At 59.2% G+C, this 13,883-nt stretch carries 6 protein-coding genes and 1 tRNA gene; 1 reads left to right on the forward strand and 6 read right to left on the reverse strand.

Annotated features, from left to right (window positions below):
* Positions 1-10 precede the first annotated feature (10 nt).
* The 6 genes from J2741_RS02915 to J2741_RS02940 form a co-directional block, all read right to left on the reverse strand.
* A tRNA-Leu gene (locus J2741_RS02915) sits at positions 11-95 on the reverse strand.
* Positions 96-385: 290 nt separating this feature from the next.
* Positions 386-2,035 (reverse strand): AMP-binding protein, encoded by a 1,650-nt coding sequence (locus J2741_RS02920; protein ID WP_394357414.1) that lies wholly within the window; start codon positions 2,033-2,035, stop codon positions 386-388.
* A gap of 198 nt (positions 2,036-2,233) precedes the next feature.
* Positions 2,234-3,901 (reverse strand): AMP-binding protein, encoded by a 1,668-nt coding sequence (locus tag J2741_RS02925; protein WP_209673547.1) that lies wholly within the window; start codon positions 3,899-3,901, stop codon positions 2,234-2,236.
* Between the two features lie 95 nt (positions 3,902-3,996).
* Complete coding sequence (locus J2741_RS02930; protein WP_209673548.1) at positions 3,997-6,693, reverse strand: DEAD/DEAH box helicase; 2,697 nt, start codon at positions 6,691-6,693, stop codon at positions 3,997-3,999.
* Positions 6,671-7,435 (reverse strand): metallophosphoesterase, encoded by a 765-nt coding sequence (locus J2741_RS02935; RefSeq protein WP_209673549.1) that lies wholly within the window; start codon positions 7,433-7,435, stop codon positions 6,671-6,673. The genes J2741_RS02930 and J2741_RS02935 overlap by 23 nt, the downstream gene beginning before the upstream one ends.
* Complete coding sequence (locus J2741_RS02940; RefSeq protein WP_209673550.1) at positions 7,432-8,205, reverse strand: hypothetical protein; 774 nt, start codon at positions 8,203-8,205, stop codon at positions 7,432-7,434. The genes J2741_RS02935 and J2741_RS02940 overlap by 4 nt, the downstream gene beginning before the upstream one ends.
* A 261-nt stretch (positions 8,206-8,466) precedes the next feature.
* On the opposite strand from J2741_RS02940, the gene J2741_RS02945 reads away from it, so the two are divergent.
* On the forward strand, positions 8,467-13,527 hold the full coding sequence (locus J2741_RS02945) for a DUF7948 domain-containing protein (protein ID WP_209673551.1): 5,061 nt from the start codon (positions 8,467-8,469) through the stop codon (positions 13,525-13,527).
* The last annotated feature ends 356 nt before the right edge of the window (positions 13,528-13,883 follow it).

The raw sequence follows: 13,883 nt of genomic DNA on the forward strand, positions 1-13,883 counted from the left end.
CGCACTGAAATGCGAGGAGCCGGATTCGAACCGGCGAACGCCTGCGCGAATAGGCCCTGAACCTATCGCCTTTGACCTGGCTCGGCAATCCTCGCTCTCCCTTCTGGTTGGACTCGCGGGAAAATAAAGGTGCCTAATTATCAGCATCCAACAACCCGCCCGAACCACGATTGTTGTTCGTATCCCACGGGAAAGATCCTGACAAATCCCCGGAGTCCGGGGGGGAACGACCATAGCGGAATCATCATACTCCTGCCAGATCAAGATACTCATCGGGAACACCTCGTTTTCCCGGAAAAAATTTCATTTAGACGCTCCGGAAGGCAGTAGTACATTACAGCGGCAGGGCTTCAAGGCCGGAAAAGGAGAATGAAAGAGAAATGCCTTACTTCGAATTCTTTTCGAATTCTTTCATTTCCCGGTCCCTGAGGACGTTACGCTTGATTTTACCGGAGATCGTCTTTGGCAGGTCGTCCACGAACTCGATCGCCCGGGGGTACTTGTAGGGGGCGGTAGTCTTCTTCACGAACTTCTGGATATCCCTGACCAGCTGTTCGGTGGGTTCCCATCCTTCCTTGAGCACGATGAATGCCTTCACGATCATTCCCCGGATGACGTCCGGGGAGCCGACCACCGCCGCCTCTTTCACGGAAGGGTGTTCCATGAGTGCGCTCTCAACCTCGAACGGTCCGATCCTGTATCCGGAACTCTTGATCACGTCGTCGTCCCGGCCCACAAACCAGTAATACCCGTCTTCATCGACAGTGGCCTTGTCACCGGTGTAATAGAAGTCGCCGGAGAAAACTGCCTCATTTGCAGCGGGATCGTTCAGGTAGCCGTCAAAAAGCCCGACGGGTTTCGGTTTCACCCTTATCGCGATCCTCCCTACATCGCCCGGTGGAGTGAGTTTTCCGTCTTCATCGTGGAGCTCGATGTGCCACCCGGGGGACGGCCGGCCCATGGAGCCGGGCTTCGCCTGCATACAGGGGAAGGTCCCGATGACGAGCACCAGCTCGGTCTGGCCGTATCCTTCGTATATGGTGAGGCCGGTCCCTTCCTTCCACACCCTGATCACCTCCGGATTGAGGGGTTCCCCGGCGCTCACGCAATGGCGCAGTTCCGTGAGGTCGAACTTTTCAAGGTCTGCCAGGATGAGCATCCGGTAGACCGTGGGCGGGGCACAGAACGTGGTCACCTCGTACCGTTCGAGGACCGGTAATAATTCCGTGGCCTTGAACCGGCCCCTGGTGTCGTACACGAGGATACATGCGCCCTGGACCCACGGGCCGAAGAATTTACCCCAGGACGATTTCGCCCACCCGGTGTCTGCAAGGGTAAAGTGGAGGTCGTTATCTCGGAGATCCAGCCAGAACTTCCCGGTGGTGAGGTGCCCCAGGGGGAGGGCCTGGTTATGGAGCACCATCTTCGGTTCGCCGGTGGTCCCCGAGGTGAAGTAGATCACCATGGGATCCGTCGACTTCGTCTTCTCCATTCCCGGAAGGCTGACGAGGTACCGCGATACCGGTGCGGGATAGTCCAGTTCCACAGGGTAACTGATCCATCCCGGAAGCTCGGCATCGATCACGAAGCGGCACGAGAGCGAAGGGCAGTCGTTCGCGATCTCGTCGACTTTGGGGGAATTCTCGAGATCGGTGATGACCATCTTGATCTTCGCCGCATTGACCCGGTATTTTAAGTCCTTCCCGGTGAGCATGGTGGGGCAGGGGCAGAATACCGCTCCGAGCTTTATGCAGGCGATGGCGAAGATCCACCACTCAGGGACCCGGGTGAGCAGGATGATCACCCGGTCGCCCTTGTTGATCCCGTACTTGAGCAGCATGTTCGCCGCCTGGTTGGAGAGGTTCATCAGCTGCCGGAAGGTGAAGTTCTTCTCCTCCCCTTTCTGGTTCACCCAGATCATTGCCAGCTTGTTCCGGTCTTTTTTTCCGAGCGCATCTATCACGTCGAAACCGAAATTATAGAATTCCGGGACCTCAATGGAGAAATTCTGGTAGGTCTCCTCGTAGTCCGCCATATTATGCTCCGGGGGGGACATATAACTTAATTTGTTGGATTCGTGGCCTGATATAGCTGCCTTTTTTTATTCATCCCCGGTATCGGGCCGGGGCTCGACAGGGCGGAGAGGGCAAGGGCCGATATTGTGCTGCATCCGGGAAGAAGAATCCGTTAAGACGCGATCGTCGCAAAAAAAAGGAAAACAGGACAGGGTTTTTCAGCTGTTATTCGAGAACCGCGCCATTTCCTTCTGGCGGAGTTCATTCCTTTTTATCTTGCCGGAGAGGGTCTTTGGCAGCTCGTCCATGAACTCGATCGCCCGGGGGTACTTATAGGGGGCGGTAGTCTTCCTGACGTGGTTCTGGATCTCCTTAATCAGGGTCTCTGAGGGGCTGTATCCCGGCTTCAGGACGATGAATGCCTTGACGATCACCCCGCGGATTAGATCCGGCGACCCTACCACAGCCGACTCCTGGACTGCAGGGTGCTCCAGGAGGGCGCTCTCCACCTCGAACGGTCCGATCCTGTACCCGGAACTCTTGATGATATCGTCGTCCCGGCCCACGAACCAGAAGTACCCGTCCTTGTCTTTGAATGCCTTGTCCCCGGTATAGTAGAATCCGTTGACGAACGACGACGCATTCGCCTCGGGGCTGTTGGCATATTCCACGAAGAGGCCGACCGGGCGCGGGTCGAGACCGATGGCGATTCGCCCCTCCTCGTCCTGTTCCACCGGTGTTCCGTCCTCGTCATGGAGTTCCACGTGCCATCCGGGCGCAGGTTTGCCCATCGACCCCGGCTTGGTTTCCATCCCCTTGAACGTGCCGATGCAGCAGACCGTCTCCGTCTGCCCGTATCCCTCGGAGATGGTCTGTCCCGTGCCCTCCATCCACACCCGCACCACCTCGGGGTTGAGCGGCTCGCCGGCGCTGGTGCAGCGGCGGAGCTCCCGGAGGTCGAACTTCTCCAGGTCCGCGAGGATGAGCATCCGGTAGATGGTCGGAGGGACGCAGAAGGTGGAGATCTCGTACTTTTCAAGAAGCGGGAGAAGTTCGGTCGCCTTGAACTTACCCCGGACATCGTAGACGAATATACAGGCTCCCTCTATCCACTGGCCGAATATTTTTCCCCAGGCGCACTTCGCCCACCCGGTGTCGGAAGAGGTGAAATGGACGTCCCTGTCTGTGACACCCTGCCAGAGCCGGGCGGTGACGATATGCCCGAGGGGGTAACTCTGGTTATGCAGCACCATCTTCGGCTCGCCGGTGGTCCCCGAGGTGAAATAGATGAGCATGGGGTCGGTGGCAAGCGTCTTCTTCCCGAACGGCAGGCTGACCGACCTGAAAGACACCGGAGCAGGGTAGAGCAGCTCGCTCTGGAAGTCCACCCACCCGGGGCGGTCCCCGTCGACCAGGAACCTGCAGGTCAGGGTTGAGCACTCCTCGATGACCTCCTCCACCTTCGGAGCGTTCTCCAGGTTGGTGATGATCATCTTGAACTTCCCCACGTTCAGCCGGTACTTGATATCCTTCGGGGTAAGCATCGTCGGGCAGGGGCAGAGCACGGCACCGAGCTTGATCAGGGCGATGACGAATATCCACCATTCGGGGACCCGGGGGAGCATTAGCATTACCCGGTCACCCTTCTGGATCCCGTACTTGATCAGGATGTTCGCCGCCTGGTTGGAGAGATTCTTCAGGTCACGGAAGGAGTATTTCTTCTCTTTTCCGTCCTGGTTGAGCCAGATCATGGCCAGCTTGTTCCGGTCTTTCTCCGCCCAGCGGTCGATCACGTCGAACCCGAAATTGTACTCCTTCGGGACCTCGATCGAAAAATTGCGGACTAATTCTTCGTAAGTATCCGCGCTGCGGTCCTTCTTCGGCATAAAATCATCATATGTATGCCACGGATATCACATGTAATTTCTCATTTCGTTCCGGAGCGTTTTCCCCCAGCAACCCGTTTTTCCGGAGATCCGGCTCAACTCTGCCAGAAACGGTGGGTCTTGATGTAATTTCTCTCGGCCTTGAGGATCTCCCGGTAGAATGCATCCCCGTTCGCGAGTGTGGAGATTATCCGGGACGCATTTTCAGGCCCCACCCCGCGGGCCGAGAGCGCGATTATTGCTTTTTTCCCGCTGGAGAGGACGATATTGGCATTCCTGATCAGCCTAATCTCGGCGTTCCTCTCCTCTTCCGTCTTCCTCTTCTTATTGGCGATGGTGTACTGTTCTTCTTCCCACGGTTTGAGGGCAGCGATGAGCCTTGCACCGCACACCGGGCAGACGGGGGTATCCTGGACCCGGGAAACGGTGGTCCGGGATTTCCAGCTCCGGCAGTTCATGCAGGCGAGGACTACCTCCTGCTGGTCGAGCCTCCGCTTCAGGGTCCCGATGACCGCCTGGTCCTGGGTGGGGGGAGGGATCTGGTCCCGGGACGAGAAGAGCCCTTCGGCGCCGAGGATGCTCAGGAACGAGATGACGAGCCCGGTTTTTCCGGACTCCAGTTCTTCGAGGACCCTGTCCGCCGCCCCGACGTCCATGTAGACCGAGAAGAGTTCGCGGTACGCTTCCTGCTGCACCACGCTCCCCTCGAAGAGGTCCGTGAGACGGTGAATGCTCAGCCGCTCATAATCGGCGTCGGGGTCGATGGCACCGAACTTCTTCGCCACCTGCACCAGTTTCCACTTGTAAAGCGCGGTCCTCTTGAGCGCGACCTCCAGTATCCCCCGGATATGCCCGGCCTTCAGCGTGAGCAGCGTCTCTTTGACCAGCCCTCCCTTTATGTCCGAGGGCAGGCGAAGAAGGATCCGGTAGGCGTCGATCTCCAGCCCCACCGTGGTACCGTAGCGTGCGGAGAGGAGGATCGATATCACTCTCCCTAACGCTTCGTTTGCCTTGTGTCCTGCGCAGACATGGCATACCACCCCATCCGCAGAGTTTTCCAGTACGATCCGGTCATCCGTCCCGACCGGCGACCGGTTCAGGTCCATGTCGTTCAGGAACCGCAGCGCGAAATCCCGGGGCCCCTTCCTGGCCGCATACGGGGAGAAGTCCCGGGTCCTCCGGAGTGCACCCACCTCACGAGCAACCGGGAACGGCACCGGGATCTGCTCTCCCTCCCAGGACGGAAGTTCTCCCCGGGCTTTGTGCGCCGGTTCGACGATGATCCTTCCTTCCTCGAAGTCGAGTACCCGCCATAACTGCCCCTTGGTGATGAAGACCGCCCCGGTCTGCACCCAGCTCACCACGAACGACTCGTCGAGCGTCCCCACGGTGCGCCGCGACACCATGTCGAAGACCGGGACCTTTCGTTCGTCGTGGATCATGGAGAGGTTTCCCCAGAGATATCTCCGCGCCCGCGCGGTGGTGATCACCCGGTCGCCGTCGAGCCGGATCAGGCGGTGGCCCTGCATCTGCTCGCAGACACTGTCCAGGAGCGGTCCGGGGTCTTCGAAACTCGCACATCCGCTCACGATCTCCCGGATCCGTGTCCTGGAGATCTCGCCGTATTCGACTACCAGGGCCGCCACCTGGTTTGCGAGTACGTCCGCAGGGTTCTTCGGGGGGTGGACCTCCTCGACCTCCCCCGACTTCGCCCTCCGGGTGATGACCAGGGACTCCAGCAGGTCGTCGAACCCGGTGGCGAGGATGGTCCCCCGGGAGACGGCGTTCAGCTGGTGACCGGCCCTCCCCACCCTCTGTACGAGCCTCGCGACCTCGCGCGGCGAGCCGAACTGGATCACGTGTTCGATGTGCCCGATATCTATCCCCAGTTCCATCGACGACGTACAGATAAGGGCCCGGACCTTTCCGGACTTGAAACGCTCTTCCGCATCTATGCGTACGTCCCGTGAAAGCGACCCGTGGTGGACTTCCACGTCGCCCCTGGAGAAAAGGTGGTGGCCGAGCGCTTCCGCGGTCACCCGGGTATTGACGAAGATCAGGGTCGAGCCATACCTGTCGATCGCTTTTGCAACCCAATCCGCCTGCTTCTCGAAGGAATCTCCCGCAAAATCGACCGAAACATCGAGATTTTTTGCCACGGGGACCTCAACCACGGAGAACGGTCGTTTCCCGCACATGAACCGCCCCATCTCGTCCGGGTTCCCCACGGTCGCGGAGAGCCCTATACGCTGGAACTCCCCTGCATACGGGACGATCCGCTCGAGCGCTACCGCCAGCTGCGATCCCCTCTTTCCCCCGGCGAGCTCGTGGATCTCGTCGATCACCACGCACCTTACATTTTGCAGGTGTTTCCGGAGGACCTTCCCCATGAAGATCGCCTGGAGCGTCTCAGGAGTGGTGATCAGGAGGTCGGGAGGGGAAAGGGCCTGCTTTCTTCGCTCGGCAGCCGGCGTATCTCCGTGGCGCACGCCAACCGTGATGCCCAGCTCTTTGCACCACCATTCCAGCCGCTGGAGCATGTCCCGGTTCAACGCCCTGAGGGGTGTGATGTAGAGCGTACGAAACCCTCCGGCCGGCTGGGCGAGCATGGCATCGAAGACCGGGAGCATCGCACTCTCTGTCTTCCCCGTCCCCGTGGGTGCGATCAGGATGAGGTTCCTTCCTTCCCGGACCATGGGGATTGCCTGCTGCTGCACATCAGAGAGGCTTGAAAATCCCCGTTTGCGGATACACGCCTGTACCCTGGGATCAAGGGTCTTCGCGATCTCCATGGTCCTCCAGCGACCCGGCCGAGCCCACGTAGGTCCCGTCGGCGAGAAATATCTCGGATTGTTCTTTGTCCAGGCACCGGGAGAGAGGGCTGAACGGGTCTTTCACGATCTTCCGGATATCATAGCCCGAGAGCTCGTTGAACGCCGGCATGAGCAGGACCCGCGTTGGCGTCGAGGGTTCCTCCCGCTTCGGAAAATTCAGGCAGGATTCGTCGACCAGCGAGAGCAGGTATGCCGGAGCCCTGAGCGCACATCCCACCTCGTCCATCAGCGATGCGGTCGGATGGTGGTGCCCGGCGATGATCAGTCTTCCCGACAGGTTCGGGGAAGGATAGGTATGCCCGTGCAGGTAGCCCGTTCCATCGATGACCACCCCGTCCCTCGCCAGGAGCTCCCCTTCCTCGAGAAAACGCTCTATTCCGGGATCGTGGTTTCCCGGGACCACCCCGAAGGCGACGTATTTCCGGAACTCTTCCAGCACCCGGGGGAGCTCCCGGTACTCCTGCCGGGAGATGTACGGGACGCTGTGTTTCACGTCCCCGAGCAGGATCATGTAATCGGGTTCGGCTTCCCCGATGCACCCGATAACCCGTTTCGCCCGTTCCCGGCTCCGGGTGGAGAAATGGATCCCGTGTCGCGCCATCTCGCTCTCGATCCCCAGATGGAGATCCGCCACGACGAGGATCCGCTCTTTTCCCTCGACCAGGAGTGCCGGACCCTGTGAAAGGAATTCGATATTCATAGAAGCCTGATGGTTCCCTTCACGGGCTGGTAGCACTCGTCCTCGGCAAGGAGCGACTCCACGGCTTTTCTGACCTCACCGGGGGAGAGACCTTCCCCGGTTCCCGCCCGGATGATCTCCTCGAGGGTTATTCCCTTCTCGCCGCCGTTATCCCGGATCAGGGTAAGCACGACCTGGACGATATCGGTCTCCCTGCAACCCGGAGATAGTTCCATTCCTGCAAGAATTTCCCTGATCTCTGTTGCGGTATCCTTCAGGTACCCGGGCATGGTCCGGTAGTGCAGGATGGCTTCCCCGATTGTTCCGGTTCTATCCCCGCTCTCCATCGCACGGGCCAGCGCCTCGATCCGGAAGAGTGTAGCGCGTGCGGTGGTGATCACCCAGCCGTCGCGGATGTCCCGGGTCACCTCCCTGATATCCTGCAGCACACATCTGAAGGCCGCATCTCCGGTCCCCCACGGGCAGCGGATCTCCGCCACGGCGGTGACAAAGACCGGAGGCTGTATCGAGGAAAGGATCCCGGCTGTATCGCGCTCCTGCCGGCCGGTCTCGAGCGTGAATGCACCGGTCGGGTCCGCGACCCTGGCCTGCATGCGGTCATTCACCCTCCCGTCCACCTCAAGGAGTGCGCCCGCTATGAATACCGCGCTGCACAGCGCGCCCGTGGGGGTGATAACCCTGCAGGTGCCGTCTTTTTGCCGGTCCTTCACCAGTCCCGTACCGGCCAGCTCGCGGGCGAACACCCGGGTGAATGAATCCATTCCGTTCATGAAATCTTCCGGAATCCTCCGTTCTGTGGATAACCGGTTAAACTATAGTAGTGTTGCCCCCGGGGCATTAGGGATTTTGCTTCGGGCAAGTGTTCCCGGACAGGCAGCAAGATTACTTCAGGTGGAGCAGTATCCGGTGAAGTGTCGGTGGGTTTATCGGTCCAGAAATCAAAAAAATGCATGGTAAATAGGATACTATAGAGAGAAATAACCGTTAAGTTTATCATGAGTTATTCACACAACAATTTTAAAGAGGTTTTTATGCGATTCACCGCACGAATAGTGTTTATTGTGCTGATGGGCCTTCTGATAGGCTGCATTTCCGGGGGTGCAGCTGCAGAAGATATCCCACCGGCCGACGTCCCCGTCACGCTCCTTGCAGGGGGTGACGAACAGGGGGTCCCGCAACCGGCCACGGCAACCGGAACTGATGAAGAGTATATCGACGAGGGCTGGCTCGATGCAATGCCCCTCCAGTTCATCCGGAACCAGGGCCAGTACGATCCCGAAGTACAGTATACGGTCATCACCGACGGGGGTTCGGTATACTTCACCGGACAGGGGGTGATCTTCGAACTCCTGAACGTGACCGAAGAACAGGTCGATTCGGCCTTCGTATGGTACATGTTCCTCAATGCCACGGGCCCGGCGGGCGTGGAAGGTGAAGACCTCCTGCCCTGCAGGACCAATTTCCTGGTCGGGAACGATTCCGCGGACTGGCACACCTCCGTGGAGACCTACGGGAAGATACGGTACGTGGACCTTTATCCCGGGATTGACCTGGTCTATCACGGGGTCCCCGGCGGACTCAAGAGCGAGTTCATCCTCGCACCCGGCGCCAGGCCGGAAAATATCCAGCTGATCTACGAGGGCCAGGACAACATCTCCATAAACGACGACGGGTCCCTCATCATATCGACTCCGGTCGGCGATCTCATCGAATGCGCCCCGGTGTGCTACCAGAATATTTCCGGAGAGATTACCGATATTCCCTGTTTTTTCACGATCGAGGACAATAATATCGTTGGATTCTTGCCGGGAGAATACCGGGACGACCTCCCCCTGGTCATCGACCCGGTCATGAAATACGGGATTTACCTCAGGGGGGTCGGGATCGCGAGGGGTGCGGGGATCGCGGTCGACGACCAGCAGAGTGCGTACGTTATCGGCACCTCATATCCTTCGCCTTATACCCCCGCACCAGGAGCCCTGGACGGCGATTCGGGGGGGACGGATATCGTGGTCGTGAAGATAAACCCCGACGGGACTGCACCCCTGTACGTGACCTATATCGGGGGGAGCGGCGACGACACGGGAGCCGGGATCCAGGCCGACTCGGGGTATGCATATATTACCGGAACGACGCTTTCCGGGGATTTCCCCACTGCCAGCGCGGTCCAGCCTGACTTGGCGGGAGGTTCGGACGCGGTTGCGGCCAAGATAAACCGGGACGGGACAGGTCTGGTGTATTCCACGTATCTCGGAGGGAGCGGTGAAGATTCCGGGGCAGGAATTGCCCTGTTCCAGGGAGATGCGTACATCACCGGGACCACCAATTCCCCGGTCTTCCCGGTAATAAGTCGCTACCAGAGGACATTCCTTGCCGGCCAGCAGGATGCGTATCTGCTCCGGCTTTCCGCGAACGGGTCAGAACTCATATTCTCGAATTATATCGGCGGAACCATGGTCGATTACGGGAAAGGGGTTGCGACGGACGGCGAGGGGTTCGGATACGTCACCGGGGAGACATACTCAAGGGACTTCCCCCTGAAGAATCCCTATCGGGCTTCATTTTCCGGTTACAGCGACGTATTCCTCACCAAGGTCACACCTTCCGGTGATTCGTTCACCTACTCGACCTACCTTGGCGGGTCTTCGATGGATACCGGAAACGCGATCGGGGTGGATGCCTCCGGCTCGGCCTGGATCGCCGGGATGACGCTTTCCAAGGACTTCCCCACACAGTCACCCTGGCAGGACAAGAGTAAGGGGTTGTATGACGGATTCCTGACCAGGTTCTCCCCTGACGGAAGATCTTTGCTTTATTCTACGTTTATCACCGGATCGGGAGTCGACCAGGCGACGGGAGTCGCCCCTGACAGCGAGGGAAGCGTGTATATTACCGGGAGCACCGGTTCCCGCGACCTCCCCACTGTCGCGGCATACCAGGACACCTACGGGGGAGGGCAGTATGATGCGTTCGCGGCAAAATTCTTCCCCGGCCAGTCCGTCCCGGTGTACATGACCTACCTCGGGGGGAGCGGACTCGATATGGGAGACGGGATCGCGACGGACGACCAGGGTGGGGCGTACCTCACCGGGCTGACCAGTTCCGTCAACTTCCCCACCGTGGACCCGTATCCGGTCGCGTTCGGGACCAGGGGACAGGGGGGATTCGTTGCAGTGCTCCTCGACCAGTCTCATCCGCCACGGGTCCCGACCGCCGATTTCGTGGTGAATGGGACCTCAGGTTTTGCTCCCCTTGCGGTGAGTTTCTCCGATCGCTCCACCGGGTATCCCACGACATGGCAGTGGAGCTTCGGGGACGGCGCGACATCTGCCGAAAGGAACCCGGTCCATGTGTATACCGGCCCAGGCAACTATACCGTTAACCTTACCGTCTCCAATCTCGTGGGGAGTGATACTGACTCCCGGGTCGATCTTATCTCGGTTCTCGGTATCCCGACCACCACTCCGACCACGGAACCAACTACCACTGTTACCACTGCAGAGCCCACTACCACCGTTACCACCGCTGAACCTACTACCACGGTCACTACTGCAGAGCCCACCACCACCGTCACCACTGCCGAACCTACTACCACGGTCACTACTGCAGAGCCCACTACCACCGTCACCACCGCTGAACCTACTACCACGGTCACTACTGCAGAGCCCACTACCACCGTCACCACCGCTGAACCTACCACCACGGTCACTACTGCAGAGCCCACTACCACCGTCACCACCGCTGAACCTACGCCGACAATGACAGGGCAGGCCCAGCTCCCCCAGAGCTTCTATGGTGCGGTGACAATAGGCGACAGTCCCGCCCCGGTTGGGAGCAACGTGACTGCGGGTGTAACGGGTGGGATTTCACAAGGGGCCACGGTGATCACCTCTGAGGAGGGACGCTACGGTGGGGCCGGAGCAGTCGACGACAAAGTCCTGGTCCAGGGTGATATCGAACAGGGAGCCCCGATCACCTTTTTAGTGAACGGTGTGCAGGCGGAATGCTACGACGCGGCGGCAGGAGGGAACTGGACCATGACCTATCCCTTCACCTCGGGTGAGGTCACCGAGCTCGACCTCCGGGTCGTGCAGGAACCGGTCGCCCCGCTGGCGAACTTCACCGCGAATATCACCCTTGGGCCAAGCCCGCTGACCGTCAGCTTCACCGACCTTTCGTCGGGAAACCCGGATACATGGTCCTGGGAGTTCGGTGACGACGGGTCTTCCATGCTCCAGAACCCCATGCATACCTACGTGAACCCGGGGACGTACAACGTGTCCCTCACGGTGGGCAACGACCAGGGGAGCAATATCCTGGTCCGGCCGGCATACATTACCGTAAACCCGGTCGTGGGCGGAGACAAGGGGTATTTCCTGGTCCATTCGAACGTCGATTCCGCGAGTGTCTTCTTTGACCAGGACTTCATGGGAACGACCGAGAACGGGACGCTCCTGGTGGAGGTGTTCGTTACCGGTACGCCCTACCAGACTTTCACCGTAGAGAAAACCGGATATCTCACCCTCACCCAGGACATCCCCGCCTATCCTGCAAAGAACGAGACCATTGACCTCTACGCAGACCTGACGCCTCTCCCCCCGGTCGTATTCATCACCGCCACCGCGGGACCGGGCGGCTCGATAGAACCGAACGGGACGGTTGAAGTGGCCACCGGCGGCAACCTGGTCTTCGCCATTATTCCGGATCCAGGGAATAAAGTAGGGAATGTGGACGTAGACGGTACCGGCTTCGGGGCGTTGAGCGTGTATATGTTCCAGTCCGTACAGGAGAACCACACCATCGCCGCCACCTTCGTTCCCAATGAGTCGGTGCTCTTTACCATCACCGCCAGTGCCGGGACACACGGAGAGATCGTTCCCTCTGGGGTCCTCAATGTTCCCGAAGGCACCAACCAGTCGTTCTCCATTGTGCCCGGCACGGGATACCTGATCGCTGACGTGACAGTGGACGGCACCTCTGCCGGTTCTGTGGCCGAGTACACCTTCGAGAACATATCCGGGGATCATACGATTGCGGCGTCATTCTCACCCGAGACGTTCGTCATCAATGCGACCGCGGGCGAACATGGGCAGATCTCGCCCTCGGGCGAGGTGCAGGCCGGTTACGGGAGCACCTATATCTTCTCAATCACCCCGGCGGGCGGCTACCGCGTCGCGGACGTGCTCGTGGATGGAACTTCGGTCGGAGCGGTAACCTCGTATACGTTCGGCACTATTACCGCGGACCACACCATCATTGCATCGTTCGAACCCCAGGTCTTTACCATCGTTGCATCGGCGGGCGATAACGGTCAGATCACGCCATCAGGCCAGATCACGGTCCCATTCCAGGAGAACCGGGAGTTCATCATCACCCCGGATGCGAATTACTTTACCTATTCCACGGAGATTGACGGAGTCTCCATCGCTCCGGTCGGGAACTACACCTTCTGGAATGTGTCCGCGAACCATACCATCTCGGCCTCGTTCCTGCCCGAAGGAACGAAGATCTACACCATATCCGCGGATTTCAGCGGGCCGGGGACGCTCGAGCCGTTAGGCGAAGTTAAGGTCATCGAAGGGCATGACCAGACCTTCACCATGACTCCCACGCCGGGATGCTACATTGCGCTGGTGCTCGTCGACAGCAGAGCCGCCCCGCTCCTCCCCACCTACACGTTCCAGAACGTAACCGCCGACCATACGTTCTATGTGCAGTTCAAAGCCGTCAGCGGCGGGGGCGGCGGCGGGGGCGGGGGTGGCGGAGGCTACACCAGCTCGGTCACCACGACCGAGACTACCACGACGCCTACCCCCACACCCACCGAGACGTCCGATACCGGTGATACCGGGACGGGAACCGGGACAGTAACCCCCACGCCCACCACCGTACCCCCGACCCTGGAGACTACCGTGCCGACCGCCGTGCCAACCACCAGTGCTCCGCCGGCACCCTTCTGGACGAGGTTCCCGGGGATAGTTGCGCTGGTAGTGGTGATCACCGTCATCGCTGCGGCAGCGGGAGGATACTACTATTACCGGACCTACTACCGGAAGGGAGAGCCCGGGGACCAGCTCTACGAAGAGAAATAGTCAAAATCTTTTTTCCTAAATTTCCCGCAAACCTGCGGGATCGTGTTTGAATTCAATAAACAGAGGCGGTTTGACGGCTCCAGACGATACTCCCCCATTTTTCTCCCTGATGCCATGTAGCCGGCATTTCCCAAGGTAAATTTCCAGGCTCCCGCGATACTCTGCAGATGCGGGAGACGCCCCACAATTTTCCTTCGAAAAGAATTCCTGTAGGGGGATATCTTTCGTAACAGTTTGTGACGATTCCAGGCCGTATCCCCTTAATCCGGATTTACAACTCTACAGGCAGCATTACTGAAACAATGCATACCACTTACAATTTTTTAGTTTCACACCACAGCGCCAAATCATTTTGT

It is taken from the genome of Methanolinea mesophila (assembly GCF_017873855.1).
Classification (GTDB): domain Archaea; phylum Halobacteriota; class Methanomicrobia; order Methanomicrobiales; family Methanospirillaceae; genus Methanolinea_B; species Methanolinea_B mesophila.